This window comes from Zhengella sp., from assembly GCF_041397485.1.
In the GTDB taxonomy this organism is placed as follows: Bacteria; Pseudomonadota; Alphaproteobacteria; order Rhizobiales; family Rhizobiaceae; genus Zhengella.
In genome coordinates this window covers 363,581-380,238 of record NZ_JAWKWO010000005.1, presented here as the reverse complement: position 1 = coordinate 380,238, position 16,658 = coordinate 363,581, and the positions used below count along the sequence as shown (strand labels likewise).

At 63.7% G+C, this 16,658-nt stretch carries 14 protein-coding genes; 4 read left to right on the top strand and 10 right to left on the bottom strand.

Annotated features, from left to right (window positions below; genetic code table 11):
* Nucleotides 1-2 precede the first annotated feature (2 nt).
* Nucleotides 3-749, bottom strand: coding sequence for a phosphatidylcholine synthase (gene pcsA / locus R3D65_RS16705; RefSeq protein WP_371276399.1), 747 nt, complete (start codon nucleotides 747-749; stop codon nucleotides 3-5).
* Nucleotides 750-955: 206 nt separating this feature from the next.
* Between pcsA and R3D65_RS16700 the strand changes: the two genes are divergently transcribed.
* The gene (locus R3D65_RS16700; RefSeq protein WP_371276398.1) at nucleotides 956-2,203 is read left to right on the top strand and encodes a UbiH/UbiF family hydroxylase; all 1,248 of its coding nucleotides are present in this window, start codon (nucleotides 956-958) and stop codon (nucleotides 2,201-2,203) included.
* Here the strand turns inward: R3D65_RS16700 and R3D65_RS16695 are convergent.
* Nucleotides 2,141-3,103 carry an AEC family transporter gene (locus tag R3D65_RS16695; protein ID WP_371276397.1) on the bottom strand — a complete coding sequence of 321 codons (963 nt, stop codon included), beginning with the start codon at nucleotides 3,101-3,103 and terminating at the stop codon, nucleotides 2,141-2,143. The genes R3D65_RS16700 and R3D65_RS16695 overlap by 63 nt on opposite strands.
* Before the next feature lie 283 nt (nucleotides 3,104-3,386).
* Here R3D65_RS16695 and hspQ point away from each other — a divergent pair, with 283 nt between their 5' ends.
* Entirely contained in the window at nucleotides 3,387-3,719 is a 333-nt protein-coding gene (gene hspQ, locus R3D65_RS16690; RefSeq protein ID WP_371276396.1) for a heat shock protein HspQ, read from the top strand.
* A gap of 79 nt (nucleotides 3,720-3,798) precedes the next feature.
* Here the strand turns inward: hspQ and R3D65_RS16685 are convergent, their stop codons facing one another.
* Nucleotides 3,799-4,413 (bottom strand): invasion associated locus B family protein, encoded by a 615-nt coding sequence (locus tag R3D65_RS16685; protein WP_371276395.1) that lies wholly within the window; start codon nucleotides 4,411-4,413, stop codon nucleotides 3,799-3,801.
* Between the two features lie 272 nt (nucleotides 4,414-4,685).
* Between R3D65_RS16685 and R3D65_RS16680 the strand changes: the two genes are divergently transcribed.
* Nucleotides 4,686-6,482, top strand: a complete 1,797-nt coding sequence (locus R3D65_RS16680) for an extracellular solute-binding protein (RefSeq protein ID WP_371276394.1) — start codon at nucleotides 4,686-4,688, stop codon at nucleotides 6,480-6,482.
* Complete coding sequence (mazG, locus tag R3D65_RS16675) at nucleotides 6,479-7,318, top strand: nucleoside triphosphate pyrophosphohydrolase (protein WP_371276393.1); 840 nt, start codon at nucleotides 6,479-6,481, stop codon at nucleotides 7,316-7,318. Before R3D65_RS16680 ends, mazG begins: the two co-directional genes overlap by 4 nt.
* Before the next feature lie 16 nt (nucleotides 7,319-7,334).
* Here mazG and hflX read toward each other — a convergent pair whose 3' ends face one another.
* The 7 genes from hflX to ntrC all read right to left on the bottom strand — a co-directional run bounded on the left by hflX (nucleotide 7,335) and on the right by ntrC (nucleotide 16,656).
* Nucleotides 7,335-8,684, bottom strand: a complete 1,350-nt coding sequence (gene hflX / locus R3D65_RS16670) for a GTPase HflX (protein ID WP_371276482.1) — start codon at nucleotides 8,682-8,684, stop codon at nucleotides 7,335-7,337.
* A gap of 48 nt (nucleotides 8,685-8,732) precedes the next feature.
* A complete protein-coding gene (hfq, locus tag R3D65_RS16665; RefSeq protein WP_099307621.1) occupies nucleotides 8,733-8,975 on the bottom strand; it encodes an RNA chaperone Hfq in 243 nt (80 codons plus the stop codon).
* 141 nt (nucleotides 8,976-9,116) lie between these two features.
* Nucleotides 9,117-9,980, bottom strand: coding sequence for a D-amino-acid transaminase (locus R3D65_RS16660; protein ID WP_371276392.1), 864 nt, complete (start codon nucleotides 9,978-9,980; stop codon nucleotides 9,117-9,119).
* Between the two features lie 50 nt (nucleotides 9,981-10,030).
* Complete coding sequence (gene trkA / locus R3D65_RS16655; RefSeq protein WP_371276391.1) at nucleotides 10,031-11,407, bottom strand: Trk system potassium transporter TrkA; 1,377 nt, start codon at nucleotides 11,405-11,407, stop codon at nucleotides 10,031-10,033.
* 19 nt (nucleotides 11,408-11,426) lie between these two features.
* Nucleotides 11,427-12,788: a sigma-54-dependent transcriptional regulator gene (locus tag R3D65_RS16650; protein ID WP_371276390.1), complete on the bottom strand. Its 1,362-nt coding sequence runs from the start codon at nucleotides 12,786-12,788 to the stop codon at nucleotides 11,427-11,429.
* Nucleotides 12,778-15,045 carry an ATP-binding protein gene (locus R3D65_RS16645; RefSeq protein ID WP_371276481.1) on the bottom strand — a complete coding sequence of 756 codons (2,268 nt, stop codon included), beginning with the start codon at nucleotides 15,043-15,045 and terminating at the stop codon, nucleotides 12,778-12,780. Before R3D65_RS16645 ends, R3D65_RS16650 begins: the two co-directional genes overlap by 11 nt.
* A gap of 153 nt (nucleotides 15,046-15,198) precedes the next feature.
* Nucleotides 15,199-16,656 carry a nitrogen regulation protein NR(I) gene (ntrC, locus tag R3D65_RS16640; RefSeq protein WP_371276389.1) on the bottom strand — a complete coding sequence of 486 codons (1,458 nt, stop codon included), beginning with the start codon at nucleotides 16,654-16,656 and terminating at the stop codon, nucleotides 15,199-15,201.
* Nucleotides 16,657-16,658: the final 2 nt, after the last annotated feature.

Genomic DNA, 16,658 nt, shown 5'->3' with positions numbered 1-16,658 from the left:
TGTCAGGAACTCCTTTTGCCGAGATTGGGAAACATCTGCATGATCGCGCCGATGAGGTAGAGATAGAGACCGGTCGCCGAGATGCCGATCTTTACCCAGAAACTGGCCTGCATGTTTTCAACCAGCGCGATGACGCCGAGCGCGCACCAGGCCAGGAAAACCGGGAGGTTGATCTCGCGGAGGCGCTTGACGCGCACCGGATGCAGGAAGTTGACGGGCACGAAGGTGAGGATGGCGGAGAAAACGACTGCGGCGAAGGATGTCCATTCGCCCGGCTCGATGACGAAAAGCGTGAAGACGAGCATGTTCCAGACAACCGGGAAGCCCTTGAAGAAGTTCTCCTTCGTCTTCATGGATGTGTCGGCGTAGTAGATGGCGCTCGAGATGACGATGATCGCCGCCGACAGGAACGACAGACCCTCGCCCATGAAACCGCGATTGTAGAGCGCGAAGGCTGGTATCAGCACATAGGTGACATAGTCGATGACATTGTCGAGCATGTCGCCCGACCAGGTGGGCAGGACCGACTTGACCTGGAGCTTGCGTGCGATCGGCCCGTCGATGCCGTCGACGAAAAGCGCCAGTCCGAGCCACAGGAACATGGCCGTCCACCGCTCTTCCGCGGCTGCCACAAGTGACAGGAATGCCAGGAAGGAGCCCGAGGCGGTCAGCAGGTGGACCGAAAAGGCCTTGGCCTGGGGCCAGGTCACCTTCTTGCCCGTGGGCCGGGAAAACAGCGGTCGTTTCACGCGCACGCCCCTCCGGCGGAAAGTCTCCACGCCATCGATTTTCCTCCCTTGCCCCGGTTTCGGGTCTGGTGCCCGGGCCGCAACATCCGGAAATGCCGCCGCCGTTGCGGGTCCATCCATTGCCGGCATGCCCTGTGCTGCCATATACGAAACCGCAAGGCCAGTGACTAGCCGTCCTGGACCGATCGTTTTTCACGGGAGAACGCATGGGCCAGTCAGATATCGTCATCGTGGGAGCGGGTCCGGCCGGGATGGCCGCGGCCCTCGCCCTGTCGCAGAGCGGCTGGCGGGTTTCACTCGCAGGCCCACCGGCCAATCCGGACGACCGGCGGACAACCGCCGTGATGATGCCGGGCGTCGATTTTCTCGCGCGGCTCGGGGTCGATGTGCGGGGTGAAGACGCCGCGCCGCTTCGCACGATGCGAATCGTCGATGCCACACGCCGCCTGGTGCGCAGCCCGACCGTGACCTTCCGCTGCGGCGAGATTGGCGAGGAGGCCTTCGGCTACAACATCGCCAACCGCCGGCTGAACGACCTGCTTGCCGATGCAATTGCGCGAGACGGCGCCATTGAACGCTTCGGGCAGGCCGTGACGCGCTGGATGCCTGAAACCGACAGTGTCTGCCTGGGGCTCGGCGACGACCACACGCTTCAGGGCCGCCTGGCTGTCGCGGCCGATGGTCGCGCCTCGGCAGGACGCGAGGCCGCCGGCATTCATGTGCGTACCCGCTCGCTGCCGCAAGTCGCCCTCGTGACAACATTCCGCCATGAGCGGCCGCATGAGGATACCTCCAACGAATTCCACACCGAGCATGGCCCGTTCACGCAGGTGCCGCTGGCCGATCCGGACCGGTCCAGCCTGGTCTGGGTGACGTCGCCCGCGGAGGCGGATCGTCTGTCCGGTCTGACGGAAGAGGCTTTCTGCCTTGCGCTCGAGCAACGGATGCAATCGATGCTGGGCCGGATTTCACAGCCCGGTTCACGCCAGCCATGGCCGCTCTCGGCCACCCTGCCGGCCGGATTCGCCGCGCGGCGGGTGGCGCTCGTCGGCGAGGCGGCACATGTGTTTCCGCCCATCGGCGCACAGGGTCTCAATCTCGGCCTGCGCGACGTCATGGATCTGGCCACGGTTCTGGAGGGCGTCCCGGATCCGGGCGCGCCGCATGTGCTCGCCCGCTATGCCGGCCGGAGGCGGCCGGATATCCTGGCGCGGGCCGGCGCGGTGAACGCGCTCAACGGCACCCTGCTTTCGGACCTCCTGCCCGCCCAGATCGCCCGCAGCGCCGGTCTCGGCCTGCTGCGCTCGCTTTCGCCGCTGCGCGGCTTCTTCATGCGCGAAGGCATGGCTCCCGGCAGCGGCCTGCGCCACCTCGCCGGCGAACTCGGCGGCCTAGGGAAAGAGGTCGGGCGGAAGGTAGCCGCCGGTCACCAGCAGCAGAAGGCCCGTCACTGAGACAACCGATATGGTGGTGGTCACGAGGATGGTTGCGGAGGCGCGCTCCACCCACACACCATATTGCTGCGCGATGACGAACACGTTCGTTGCCGTCGGCAGCCCGGCCAGCAGGACCGCTGACCAGACCCAGACGGGATCGAAGTTGCCCACCCAGCTCAGGGTGATCCAGCAGATCAGCGGATGGACGAGCAATTTCAGCGGCACGATCAGGCCGATCTCGGCGGGCATCCGCCGGAGCGGGCGCAGGGCCAGTGTCACGCCCATCACGAACAGCGCGCAAGGAGCCGCCGCATTGGCGAGATATTGCAGGAGGCGCTCCAGCGGAACGGGCGGCGCGACATGCAGCGCCGCGGCGCTTACGCCGACAACGGTCGCGAGAATGAAGGGATGCAGTGCGATTTTCCGCACGACGCCGATGGCGATGCGCAACGGCGGTTCATCGGTGCCGCCCGCCAGCCCCATCATCAGCGGCGCAATGGCGAAATGCAGGATGTTCTCGAAGCAGAAGATCAGCGCCACCGGCACTGCCGCCTCCTGACCCAGTGCCAGCAATGCCAGGCCCGGCCCCATATAGCCGATATTGCCGTAGGCCGCGGCCAGCCCCTTGACGGTGCTCTGGGCTATCTCGCCGCGCGAACGGATCACCGACCAGACGAACATGACCGCGAAGACGAGATAGGTCGAGAAGACGGAACCGAAAATGTAGCCCCATTCGGTGAGCTTCTCGATCGGCGTCTTGGACAGGAGCTGGAAAAACAGCGCGGGCAGCGCGATGTAGATGATGAAGGTGTTCATCCAGCCCAGCGCCTCAAGCGGCTGGCGGGTGATGCGCGCGACCACGAAGCCCAGAAGGATCAGCCCGAAAAAGGGCAGGACGAGGCCGATGACATTGCTCATGGATGCGAAGGGTACTGCGCTGCGATCTGACGACAAGGCGAATGGCCGGAATGCCTCCGGGCCACAGCTTCATTACACGGGCAGAACCGATACGTCACGCGGGCGCGCATGGAAATTCCTGAAGCGTCGCCGCAAATCGCCGGCGCGGATGCTCAGGCGGGCCGGTTCACCGCCTGTTCATGCGACCCTGCCATGATAAGCCGGCAAATCGGGAGGCCAGCGGCTGCGGGTATTGAACCATCGTGTTCAAGCCCCAGATAAGGCGTCCAGGAGAGTGTTGCAGATGAGCATGATAAACCAAGCGAAATTCCAGATCGGGCAGGTTGTTCGCCATCGCCTTTTTCCGTTCCGCGGCGTGGTCTTCGACGTTGATCCCGTGTTCGCCAACACGGAGGAATGGTATCAGGCTATTCCGCCGGAAATCCGGCCGCACAAGAACCAGCCCTACTATCACCTGTTCGCCGAGAATGCCGAAACCGAATATGTGGCCTATGTCTCCGAGCAGAACCTGCTTCCAGACGATTCCGGCGAGCCGGTCCGCCACCCCCAGGTGCGTGAGTTCTTCGCCGGCATGAGCGAAGGCCGCTACGTGCCGCGCGAGGCGAGCATGCACTGAGCAACGATCACGGGCGGTCGACATGAAAACGGGGCCTTGCGGCCCCGTTTTCATTTGATCCGATGCTGGCGGGAATCGCTCAGTTGGATTTCGCCTTTTCCTGCTCGGCCTGAAGCTTCTTCTGGAATTCTTCCTGCCGCTTGGCGATTTCCTCCTGGAGCTTCTTCTGGCGCTCCTCGTAGTCCGACTGCTGGATCGGTTCGCCGTCATAGGCCTCGGTGAAGCCTTTCAGCGTGATCTTCACCGGTGTCGGCTGGTTCTGGAAGTTCACGGCGGTGATCGTCAGTTCGCCGCCCTTCTTGAACGAGTTGATGATCTCGTCGGTCAGCGGTGCCTCTGCAATGCAGCTCGGCGACGGCTGGATCGGGCAGATCACATATTCCAGCTTGGCGGTCTTGCCGCCATCGATCTGCAGGCCGATGCCGGGCGGCAGGATACGCATCGGCGGAACGGTGATCTGCATGATCCGGCGCTGGGCCTTGCCTGAAATCTCGATGAGGGAAATGCCGACCAGCAACTGGCCCGTTTCCTTGGCCGCCTTGATGAACTGCACATTGCAGACATCGCTGTCCTTCTGCTTCTGGCACAGCTTGAACCAGCCGTCAGGAATCTGGTTCTGCTGGGCGGACGCAGGCGCGGTGAACGCCGCTCCGGCGGCGGCCAGGGCGAAAGCTGCAAGAGTCAGCTTCTTCATCATGTCTATCCTCTTAAATCCTTGGCGGCATTCTCGCCGCCGCCAGCTGGTCTCGTGTTGCCCAAATGAGGCAATTGAATGTCGCCGGAGCCTTTGCGGCGGACATGCACCGTTCGCGCGGGTTGTTACACCGTGGCGCTGCCAAGGGCAAGCAGGCAGCGGCCGGGAATCGGCGGTTCGCCCGCGTTGCCCGGACGTGGCCATTGAGCGGCACGCCATGCATGGTAACGTCACGACCGAATCATGAACGAGAATGCCATCGGGAACCGCCCATGTTTCTCCTGCGCCTCCTTGTCGCCCTCACCGCGGCCGTCCTCATGGCGGGGCCGGGCCATGGCCAGCCGGTCCATGCCATCTCGATGCATGGCGAACCAGCCCTGCCCGCCAGCTACGACCATTTTCCCTATGCCAATCCGCAGGCACCGAAAGGCGGGCGTGTCGACTACGCGGTGCGCGGTACGTTCAATTCGGTCAATCCGTTCATCGTCCAGGGCGATGCTTCGCGCGGCCTGTTCGACCAGGAATTCGGCTACAACGTCTTTGAAAGCCTCATGGCGCGCTCGCGCGACGAGGCCTTCACGCTGTATCCGCTGATCGCGCGCGCGGTGGAAACCGACGAGGAGCGCAGCTTCATCGAGTTCACCCTGGACGAGCGCGCCCGTTTTTCCGATGGAGAGCCGATCCGCGTCGAAGACGTGCTGTTTTCCATGAAGCTGATGAAGGAGAAGGCGCGGCCGCTTTACCGGCGCTGGCTGGACGGGGTGGACCGGATCGAGAAGACCGGCCAGGGCAAGGTGCGGTTCACCTTCAACGAGAAGGCCGACCGGGAATTGCCGCTGCTTCTGGCGCTTCTCCCCATCCTGCCGGAACACGCGACCGATTTCGACACGTTCGACCGCACGACGCTGGAGCCCATGGTCGCCTCCGGGCCCTATGTCATGGCCGGCATTGATCCCGGCCAGTCGATCACGCTGAAGCGCAATCCCGATTACTGGGCCAAGGACCACCCCTCCAAGCGCGGTTTCGACAATTACGACGAAATCCGGATCGTCTATTTCCGCGACGAGGCGACCATGTTCGAGGCGTTCAAGAAGGGCCTCGTGGATGTCTTTGTCGACAAGGATCCGGTGCGCTGGAAGAACGAGTATGAATTTCCGGCAATCGCGGACGGGCGGATCGTGAAATCGGAATTCGAGGAAGGCCTGCCGTCCGGCATGCTGGGTTTCGTGTTCAACACGCGCCGGCCGCTCCTGGCGGACAAGGCCCTGCGCGAGGCGCTTTCGGGCCTGCTGGATTTCGAATGGATCAACAGGAACCTCTATGACGGGTCCTACACCCGGACGAAGAGCTTCTTCGACGGTTCCGAACTCGGCTCCCATGGCAAGCCTGCAAGCGCGGCGGAAAAGGCGCTTCTGGCGCCCTTCCCCGATGCGGTCGAGCCGGAGGCCATGACGGGCACGCTTTCGCCGCCGGCTTCGGATGGTTCGGGCCGTGACCGCGCCTTTCTCCGCCATGCCTTCGAGATCCTCAAGGCGGGCGGCTACAGGCTGCAAGACCGTGTGATGCTGACGCCTGACGGCCAGCCGGTTCGCTTCGAGATCCTGCTCAAGGGAAAGTCAGGCGAAGCGCTGGCGGCTGCCTGGCAACGCACGCTGGCGGCGCTCGGCATTGCTGTCGAACTGCGCAGCGTCGACGATGCGCAATACCAGCAGCGCCTGCAAACCTATGACTATGACGTGATGATGCAGTTCTATTATTCGTCCCTGTCACCGGGTGCCGAGCAGATCGGCCGCTGGGGATCGGCCGCCCGCGACCTGGAAGGTACCTACAATTTCGCCGGCGTCGCGAACCCGGCTGTCGATGCCATGATCGATGCCCTGCTCAAGGCGCGCGACAAGGATGATTTCGTCACTGCCGTCCGCGCCTATGACCGCGTTCTTCTTTCCGGCCATTACCTGGTGCAGCTTTACCACCTGGAAGGTCAGCGCGTGGCCCATTCCAGCGCCATCCACCACCCGGAAACGACGCCGGTCTACGGCTACCAGTTGCAGACCTGGTGGCGCGAATGAGCGGCCGGCCGATCGCGCCGTCGCGCCATGTCGAGGGCCTCCTGGATATCATGGAGGCGTTGCGGACGCCTGGAACGGGCTGTCCATGGGATCTCGAACAGGATTTCGCATCCATAGCGCCCTACACGATCGAGGAAGCCTATGAAGTGGCCGATGCGATCCAGCGCGGCGATCTCGTCGATCTGCGCGACGAACTGGGCGACCTGCTTCTGCAGGTCGTCTTTCACGCCCGCATGGCCGAAGAGCAGGATGCCTTCGCCTTTCCCGATGTGGTCGAGGCAATCACCGCCAAGATGATCCGCCGACACCCGCATGTCTTCGGCAATGGCGATGCCGCCGACCCGGCGGCGGTCAAGAAGACCTGGGACGATATCAAGGCGTCGGAACGCGCCGCCAAGCGGGCCGAGCGCCTTGCCAAGGGGCTCGACCCGGAGCCGGGTGGCAAGGGCTATCTCGATTCCGTACCCACTGCCCTGCCTGCACTGTCGCGCGCGCTCAAGCTGCAACAGCGCGCGGCCACGGTCGGTTTCGACTGGAAGGAAACCGCGCCGGTCCTCGACAAGATCGAGGAGGAAATCGGCGAGTTGCGCGAAGCGCTCGCATCCGGTGACACGGCCCACGCCCGCGAGGAATTCGGCGATGTGCTGTTCGCGCTGGTCAATCTCGGCCGTCACCTTGGCCTGGACAGCGAGGATGCCCTGCGGCGCACGAACGACAAGTTCGCGCATCGCTTTCACAAGGTGGAACAGGCGCTTGAACAACAGGGCAGTTCGCTGGAAAAGGCCAGCCTCGACGAGATGGAGGAACTCTGGCAGGCGGCCAAGGCAAAGCCCTGACTCCTGACCGGAGATGTCAGTCTTCCCAGGCCTCGCGCGCGCGCCGGCCATGAATCCGCTCGAGGATTTCGTCCGCCGCGGCCTGCGGCGCCTGCAGGTCCAGGCTCACGCCGCCATCCTCATGGTCTGTCCGCTGCATGACCGTTGCATGGCGGTAGACCCAGTCGATCAGCGGCATCTGATCGGCGCTCAGCGTGACGGAGAGCGCGCGCAGCGTGCCCGATATGTGCGTTTCGATGGCAGCCATGAGGGCGTCGGTTCCCTCGCCCGTGATCGCCGAGACCGCGATCGGCCGGTTAGCAGCCGGCAGGGATTGCGTATCCTCGGCAAGCCGCGCCCTGTCCGCATCGTCCAGATTGTCGATCTTGTTCCAGACTTCCAGAACGCGGCGGCGGTCGCCGGGATCGACGCCGAGACCGGAAAGGATTTCCTCCACGTCCTCGGCCTGCGCCACCGTGTCGGGGTCGGAAATGTCGCGCAGGTGGATGACGAGATCGGCTTCGACCACCTCTTCCAGCGTCGCCCGGAAGGCCGCGACGAGATGGGTCGGCAGATCGGAGATGAAGCCGACCGTGTCCGAGAGGATGATGATGGCCCCATGCGGCAGCCTGACCCGGCGCAAGGTGGGATCAAGCGTGGCGAACAGCATGTCTTCGGCCATCACGGACGCACCGGTCAGCCGGTTGAACAGGGTCGACTTGCCGGCGTTCGTGTAGCCGACGATCGCAACGACCGGATAGGGAACCTTCTTGCGCTTGGCACGGTGCAGGTCGCGCGTGCGCCGAACGGTTTCCAGCTCCCGCCTGATCTTGGTGATCTTGTCCTGGAGGATGCGGCGGTCGGCCTCGATCTGCGTCTCGCCCGGGCCTCCGAGGAAGCCGGCGCCACCGCGCTGGCGTTCAAGGTGGGTCCAGCTTCGCACCAGCCGGCCGCGCTGATACTCCAGATGGGCCAGTTCCACCTGCAGCACGCCTTCCTTGGTGCGCGCGCGGCGGCCGAAGATTTCCAGGATGAGACCTGTCCGGTCCAGGACCTTCGCCCCGAATTCGCGCTCCAGATTGCGTTGCTGAACCGGGGTCAGCGGATGATCGACGACAACGAGTTCCGCGCCCTTCTCCCGCACGATTTGCGCAAAACCCTCGATCCTGCCCGTCCCGAAAAGGGTTGCGGGCCGTGGCTGGGCCACGGTCACGATCTCGGCGTGGACGATTTCCTGGTCGATGGCCTGAACGAGACCGCAGGCTTCCTCCAGCCGGGCCTCCGGCGAACGGGAAAGCCGCCGCCGGACGCCGCCGTCGGCATCGCGCCGGTCCTGCAGGCGTGTCAGTACGGGAACGAGAACCAGCGCCCGGACGCCCAGGCGCAGGCCGTCACCGTCATCCCCGCCCCCGGCGTCTTTCGGGCCGGAAACCAATCAGGAACCGCTCTCTTCGCTCTCGAACATCTGCACAGGCTGGCTGGGCATGATTGTCGAAATCGCGTGCTTGTAGACAAGTTGCGAATGCCCGTCCCGGCGAAGGAGAACGCAGAAATTGTCAAAGGATGTGACGACACCCGTGAGCTTCACGCCATTGATCAGGAAAATCGTGAGCGGATTCTTGTTCTTGCGGACTGTATTGAGGAAAAGATCTTGAAGATTTTGGGAACGTTCAGCCATTTTTTGTTCTTTCACCGCGTCATTCTAGTTTGACAATCCGGGGGCAATGGGTCGGGAGACCGGCAGCAATCCGGCAGCGGCAGACGGCCTGAAACAGAAACACAAATGAAACGGTCCACCCTCTCCGTACCCTGCGGGTTATCAAACCATGGTCTTTTCCGCAATGTCAAAGAAGGCCTTGCGCAGCGAAAGTGCTATGCCTCCCGGCGCGCCGTTGGCGACGGTGCGTTCATCGATGCGCACGACAGGCATGACGAGCGTCGTAGCGGCAGTGATGAAGGCCTCGCGGGCGTTCATCGCTTCCTCCACGCTGAAAGGCCTTTCCTCAATGGCCAGACCCAATGAAGCGGCCACGTCGAATACGGTCGTGCGCGTGACGCCGCGCAGAATGCCGAATTCAGCCGGGCGCGTCACGAGAATGCCGTCGGCTGTCACGATCCAGGCATTGGTTGCCGCCCCTTCGGTCACCAACCCGTCCTCGTCCACGAACCAGGCTTCCGCTGCGCCCGCTTCCCTGGCGGCCTGCCGCGCCATGACATTGGGCAGAAGGCCGATGGTCTTGATGTCGACGCGCTCCCACCGGTTTTCCGGCACGGTGATGACGGCGATGCCTTTCTCCGCCCGGGCAGTGGCGGCGGCGGGATCGGTCCTGCGCGCCGTGATCACAAGGGAAGGCCGCACCATTGGATGGGGAAAGACGTGATCGCGCGGCGCCACGCCGCGGGTGACCTGGAGATACACCATGCCGTTGACAATGCCGTTGCGGCGCACCACCTCGCGCATCACCACTTCCAGGGCCAGCCGGCGCATGGGCCAGGCCATGACGAGCTCATGCAGGGAGCGGTCGAGCCGGTCGAGATGACGGCTGATGTCGATGATGAAGCCCCGCGCCACCTCGCAGACTTCATAGACGCCATCGGCAAACTGGTAGCCGCGGTCCTCCACGTGAACCACCGCATCGCGATGGGGAACATAGCGGCCATTGACATAGGCGATGCGAGGCATGGAACTGGATCTCCGCGGAGTTTGAACGTGTCTTGGAAGGCGGCCCGGTATCAGAAGAATTCCAGGCTGACGCGGAACATCTGCTCCACCTGCTTGACGGCCCGCTGCAAGGCGAAGATCACGACCCGGTCGCCCGGCCTGACCTTCAGCGCTCCGCCGGGCTTGATCATCTTGCCGTCCCGCCAGACCGCGCCGATGCGCATCCCGTCCGGCAGGTCCAGTTCGCGCAGTTCCGCGCCGACGAGCGACGAGGTCTCCAGGGCTTCGGCCTCGATGATCTCCGCTGCCCCGCGCTGGATCGTGTGAACGGCGCGGATGCGGCCGCGCCGCACATGTTGCAGAACGCGCGAGATGGTGATGTTGCGCGGATTCACATAGGCATCTATGCCGAGCGTGCGGGCGAACTCGTGAAAGCCCGGATTGTTGATGAGGACGAGATTGGACTTGCAGCCGAGGCGCTTGGCCATGGCCGATGCCAGGATGTTGACCTGGTCGTCATTCGTCAGCCCGACCATGAGATCGGCGTCGGCAATGTCGGCCTCCATCAGAAGCCGCTGTTCCAGCGCATCGCCATGCAGTACAACCGTGCGATTGAGCTGGTCGGCGATGTCGATGGCGCGCTCCCGGTTGTTCTCGATGATCTTGACCTTGGCGTGGGCCTGGCGGCCTTCCAGCGTGCGCGCGACGAAGAGGCCGATATTGCCGCCGCCGACGATGACGATCCGCTTGGCTTCGGGCTCCTCATGGCCGAACAGGCCGAGCGTGCGCTTCACCTGCCCGCGTTCGGTGACGACATAGGCGAGATCACCGGCCGCCAGCTGGTCCGCCGAATGCGGGATGAAGACCCTGTCGTCGCGCGATACGCCCACCACCGTTGAAGGAAGGTCGGGGAACAGTTCGGTCAACTGCGCCAGCGGCGTGTTGATGACCGGGCATTCCTCCATGCACTCGATGGCCACCATGACGACATTGTTATCGGCAAAGCGCACGATGTCGGTCGCACCAGGCAAGGCAATGCGCCGCAGCACCATTTCGCCCACTTCCACTTCCGGCGAAATGATGACGTCGATGGGCATGTGGTCGCGCGAGAACAGGTCCTGGTAGTGCTTGCGCAGATAGGATTGCGACCGGATCCGCGCGATCTTGGTCGGGACGTTGAACAGCGAATGGGCGACCTGGCAGGCCACCATGTTGACTTCGTCATGAAGCGTGACGGCCACGATCATGTCGGCCTGTTCGGCGCCGGCTGCCTCCAGCACTTCCGGATGCGAGCCGTGGCCGATGAAGCCGCGCACGTCGAGCGTGTCGCGCACAGCGCGGATCAGTTCCGGGGAGGTGTCGATGACCGTGACGTCGTTCTCCTCCGCAGCAAGCCGCTCGGCAATGCCATAGCCCACCCGGCCGGCTCCGCAGATGATGACACGCATGGCAGGTCTCCGCCCCTATTCAAACACCCAGCGACTTCAGCTTGCGATGAAGCGCGGACCTCTCCATACCAATGAATTCGGCTGTGCGCGAGATGTTGCCGCCGAAGCGGTTGATCTGCGCGACCAGATAATCGCGCTCGAACATCTCGCGCGCCTCGCGCAGCGGCAATGCCATGATGTGCTGGTCGGTCTGGCTGGGCGTTCGCGGCATCATTTCGCCGATTTCGGCGGGCAGAAGATCGGCCGTGATGGGCGATTCGGGATTGTCGCCGCGGGCAAGGATCATCAGCCGCTCCACGTTGTTGCGAAGCTGGCGCACGTTTCCCGGCCAATTGTGCGCCTGCAGCACCGCCATCGCGTCATCGCCGATCTGCCGGGGCTTGATACCGGACTGGCGGGCGATCTGGCTGACGAAATAGTCGGCCAGGTAGGGAATGTCCTCGCGCCGGTCGGCCAGCGGCGGAACGATGACCGGAACCACGGCCAGGCGGTGATACAGGTCCTCGCGGAACGCACCCTCGGCAATCATCGCCTCGAGGTTGCGCGCGGTCGAGGAAATGATTCGCACATCCACCTTGACCCGGCGTGTGCCGCCGACGCGTTCAAACTGCTGGTCGATGAGCACACGCATGATCTTGTTCTGCGTCTCGCGCGGCATGTCGGCCACTTCGTCCAGATAAAGAATGCCGCGATGGGCTTCCTCCAGCGCACCGACCTTGCGTTCCGCGCCGTTCGATTCGGTGCCGAACAGTTCGATCTCCATGCGCTCCGGCGTGATCGCTGCCGCATTGATGGAAACGAACGGCCCGCCCGCCCGGGCCGACTGGGCATGAATGGCGCGGGCGACGGCCTCCTTGCCCGAACCCGACGGGCCGACGATCATGACGCGGCTGTTGGTCGGCGCCACCCGCTCGATCGTCTGGCGCAATTGCATCATCACATGGGAATTGCCGATCAGGTCGAAGGAATCGCTCGACCGTTTCTTCAGTTCCGACACCTCGCGCTTCAGCTTCGAGGTTTCCAGTGCGCGTTCGGCGATCAGGATCAAGCGATCGGACTTGAACGGCTTCTCGATGAAATCGTATGCGCCGCGCCGGATGGCGGAGACGGCGGTCTCGATCGTTCCATGTCCCGATATCATGACCACGGGCAGATCCGGGTGGATCTTCCTGATCGCATCGAGAAGCGCCAGCCCGTCGAGCCGGGAGCCCTGCAGCCATATGTCAAGGAAGACAAGGCGCGGGACACGTTCCGAGATGGCGGCCAGCGCACTGTCGCTGTCATGGGCGGTGCGTGTCTCGTGCCCTTCGTCTTCCAGGATACCCGCCACAAGCTCGCGAATGTCTGTCTCGTCATCGACAATGAGAATGTCAGACGCCATGGTCCACCTTCCGGTCGTTTTCTTGTTGCGTATGCGCCCCTTTGGCCACCGGCGCGGCGCCGCTGCCGGCCGATGGCAGAACGATGCGGATCATCGCGCCGCGCCCGCCGTGGAACGATGTTGGCGCATCGTGCAGGCTGAGCGTGCCGCCATGGTCCTCGACGATCTTTCGCACGATGGCCAGGCCAAGGCCCGTACCCTTCTCGCGCGTTGTCATGTAGGGTTCGAGCAGCCTCTGCCGGTTCTCGCGCGGCAGGCCGCGGCCGTTGTCGATCACCTCGACGACGATCCGGCCGTTGTCATTGCGGGCGGTGATCCGGATGACGCCCTTGAGGCCCGGCTCGTCCACCGTCGCTCCGTCGATCGATTCCGCCGCGTTCTTGACGAGATTGCCGACGGCCTGCGCCATGAGGCGGTTGTCGAAGCGGCCCGGAAGAGGCTCGTCCATGAAGGCGCGCTCGAAGGCGATCTCGCTGCGCGACACCTCGACGAGGAAAGAGGCTTCGCGCAGCGCCTCGCGCAGGTCGGTCTCCTGCATGGCGGGTTTCGGCATGCGGGCGAAGGCCGAGAATTCGTCGACCATGCGGCCGATGTCGCCGACCTGGCGGATGATCGTGTCAGTGCACTGGTCGAAAACCTCACGATCCTCGGTAATGACCTTGCCGTAGCGCCGGCGGATCCGTTCGGCGGAGAGCTGGATCGGGGTCAGCGGGTTCTTGATCTCATGGGCGATCCGGCGCGCGACATCCGCCCAGGCCGACGTGCGCTGCGCGGTGACGAGGTCGGTGATGTCGTCCACCGTGACCACATAGGCATGGTCGTCGTCATCGGAATCCTCCACCGTGATCTGCACGTTGAAGGTCCGCTCCACGCCGTTGCGGTAAAACGCCGTCTGTTCGCGCCAGACCGGACGGCCGGAATTGCGCGCGATTTCGAAGACCTGGCCGATATGCGGCAGGATTTCCGACAGGTTCTTGCCTTCCACATCAGCCGACAGAACGCCCAGCATCTGCTCGCCGGACCGGTTGACCAGCGAGATTGAACCGTCGAACTGGACACCGATGACACCGGCTGTCACGCCCGACAGGACGGCCTCGGAAAACCGGCGGCGCTCATCGATCTGGTCCTTGGCGCCCAGCAATTCGTTGCGCTGGCTCTTCAACTGCGCGAGCATCTTGTTGAACGTATCGCCGAGATAGGCGACGTCACCGTCGGACTGGCGGACCGGGACGCGCACATCGAGATTTCCTGTGGAGACCTCATCGGCCGCGCCGATCAACTGGCGGATCGGGCGCACCAGCCGGTCGGCAACGGCAATCCCGGTCCAGATTGCCGAGAGCACGACCACAAGGGTGACGCCGAGGTAAAGCAGCGCGAAGGCCACCTGCGTCGAGGTGCGGTTGTTGGCCAGTCCCTGATATTCGGAGACGTTGGCCGCCACGATCTGTCGTGCCTTGATGACTTCCGGATCGACGACGCGCACGGTGTAGAGAAACAGGTCGCCATCCTCCAGTTCGCGCAGCTTGACGACGCAGCCGACCAGATTGCGAAAACGGGGCGGAATGAGCACCGGACGGCCATCCTGCGCCTGTTCGATCACCTCGGGAAACGGTTCCGGCATGGGAAACTCGGCCGTGGTCTCCGCCGTCATGACGAAGGCGCCCTGTGCATTGATGAGCGCAGCATGCGCCAGCGCCCGCCCATTGGCCTGGTCCGACATGAACTTGCGGAAACCGCCCTTGTCGAGACTGAAGAGCAGCCGGTTCTGGTCCAGGTCACCGGCCATGGAAAGCGTGGTGCCCTGAAGGCTTCCCGCGTTTTCGCGGATGTAGGCCTCGGCAATGGAAAGCGAGGAATTGATGATCGCGCGGGTGCGGATTTCGAACCAGCGGTCGAGTCCGATGTCCAGCGTCACCGACGCCACGATGGCAACGAGGATGGCGGGGACCGCTGCCACGAGGGAAAACAGCGCCACGATGCGCACATGCAGCCGCGATGCGGCCTTGCCGATGCGGCGCGACTGCATGATCCGCCGTGCCTCGCGCACGATCAGCACGATCAGCGTCAGCACGAGCGCGGCGTTGACGCCGATGAGGATCAGGGTCGTGGTTTCGTCCGGGGTGATGGGCGTGAGGCCCATCAGGATGACGAAGGACGTGACAGCGACCAGCAGCGAGGCAACGACGGTCAGGACGCCCGGCAGCGCGAGCAGCCTGCGGCCTTCGCCCGGCATCATGCCGTCACCTTTTTCCTTCATGCGATCCAGCACGAGAAACCGTCCACCCGTCTCGGTTCTGCCCCGTCAGCGAGGCGTGACCCTATTGCAACGCATTGTGACGATTCTGCAACAAAACGCCGTTGAACGGAAGCTCTATGGGTGGCCGATGGTGAAAATGAGGCGGAAATCCGTTCAGCCCGTTTTCGCCGTTCGATAGACGTTGACGCCCAGTTCGCGGATTTTCTTTCGCAGCGTGTTGCGGTTCAGACCGAGCAGTTCCGCGGCCTTGATCTGGTTGCCGCGGGTTGCCGTCATGCATGCCAGGACGAGGGGATATTCCACATCCTGAAGCACGCGCTGATAGAGGCCCGGTGGCGGCAGGTCTTCGCCGAAACTGCGGAAGTAGCGCTGCAAGTAGTGCTCGACCGCCTGGGAAATGGTGATTTCCTCCGGCAGGCTGGCCATTCCCGCCGGCGCCGCCGCGCCCGGCACGCCGGACAGTTCGGTTTCGACGATCTCCGCGGTGATCTCGTCCTGCGGATAAAGGGCTGCGAGGCGGCGGACGAGGTTTTCCAGTTCGCGCACATTACCCGGCCAGGGATAGTGCTTCATGATGTCGAGCGCGTCCTGCGATATGCGTTTGGCAGGCAGGCCTTCCTTTTCTCCGGCCTTGAAGAAATGGCGCACCAGGTCGGGCACGTCCTCGGCGCGTTCGCGCAGCGGCGGCAGGCGCAGCGGGACCACATTGAGACGGTAGAACAGGTCCTCCCGGAAGAGCCCCTGGTTGATCGCGACACGCAGATCCTTGTTGGTGGCGGCCACGATGCGTACGTCGGTCTTGATGGGCGTGCGTCCGCCCACGGTGGTGTATTCGCCCTGCTGAAGCACGCGCAGAAGCCGTGTCTGCGCCTCCATCGGCATGTCGCCGATCTCGTCGAGGAAGAGGGTGCCGCCCTCGGCCTGTTCGAAACGGCCGGTGGAGCGGTGCTGGGCGCCGGTGAAGGCGCCGCGTTCATGGCCGAACAGTTCCGACTCGATCAGATCGCGCGGGATCGCGGCCATGTTGATGGCGACGAAAGGCCCGTTCCGCCGGCGGCCATATTCATGCAGGGCGCGCGCCACCAGTTCCTTGCCGGTCCCGGATTCGCCGGTGATCATGACGGTGAGGTCCGTCTGCATCATGCGCGCCAGCATGCGGTAAATGTCCTGCATGGCAGCGGACCGCCCCACCAGCGGCATGGAATCGGGCTGTTCGTCCGTTGCCTTGTCCACCGACGGCCGTTTCGGCTCAGCCATGGCCCGGCCGACAATGTTCAGCAATTCGGTCAGGTCGAAGGGTTTGGGCAGATATTCGTAGGCGCCGCGTTCTGAAGCGCGGATGGCCGTCATGAACGTGTTCTGCGCACTCATGACGATGACCGGCAGTTCCGGCCTGATCTTCTTGATGCGCGGCAGAAGGTCAAAGGCATTTTCGTCCGGCATGACGACATCGGTGACGACGATGTCGCCCTCCCCGGCCGCGACCCAGCGCCAGAGCGTTCCGGCGTTGGAGGTGACGCGCACATCGTAGCCGGCGCGCGCCAGCGCCTGGTTCAGCACGGTCCGGATTGCCGCATCGTCATCTGCGACCAGAACGGTTCCGTTGGGCATGG

Excerpts from the sequence above, each read along its gene's own strand:
- R3D65_RS16700 (WP_371276398.1), top strand. The coding sequence starts at position 956 with ATGGGCCAGTCAGATATCGTCATCGTGGGAGCGGGTCCGGCCGGGATG.
- R3D65_RS16695 (WP_371276397.1), bottom strand. The coding sequence starts at position 3,103 with ATGAGCAATGTCATCGGCCTCGTCCTGCCCTTTTTCGGGCTGATCCTT.
- hspQ (WP_371276396.1), top strand. The coding sequence starts at position 3,387 with ATGAGCATGATAAACCAAGCGAAATTCCAGATCGGGCAGGTTGTTCGC.
- R3D65_RS16685 (WP_371276395.1), bottom strand. The coding sequence starts at position 4,413 with ATGAAGAAGCTGACTCTTGCAGCTTTCGCCCTGGCCGCCGCCGGAGCG.
- R3D65_RS16680 (WP_371276394.1), top strand. The coding sequence starts at position 4,686 with ATGTTTCTCCTGCGCCTCCTTGTCGCCCTCACCGCGGCCGTCCTCATG.
- mazG (WP_371276393.1), top strand. The coding sequence starts at position 6,479 with ATGAGCGGCCGGCCGATCGCGCCGTCGCGCCATGTCGAGGGCCTCCTG.
- hfq (WP_099307621.1), bottom strand. The coding sequence starts at position 8,975 with ATGGCTGAACGTTCCCAAAATCTTCAAGATCTTTTCCTCAATACAGTC.
- R3D65_RS16660 (WP_371276392.1), bottom strand. The coding sequence starts at position 9,980 with ATGCCTCGCATCGCCTATGTCAATGGCCGCTATGTTCCCCATCGCGAT.
- trkA (WP_371276391.1), bottom strand. The coding sequence starts at position 11,407 with ATGCGTGTCATCATCTGCGGAGCCGGCCGGGTGGGCTATGGCATTGCC.
- R3D65_RS16650 (WP_371276390.1), bottom strand. The coding sequence starts at position 12,788 with ATGGCGTCTGACATTCTCATTGTCGATGACGAGACAGACATTCGCGAG.
- R3D65_RS16645 (WP_371276481.1), bottom strand. The coding sequence starts at position 15,045 with ATGAAGGAAAAAGGTGACGGCATGATGCCGGGCGAAGGCCGCAGGCTG.
- ntrC (WP_371276389.1), bottom strand. The coding sequence starts at position 16,656 with ATGCCCAACGGAACCGTTCTGGTCGCAGATGACGATGCGGCAATCCGG.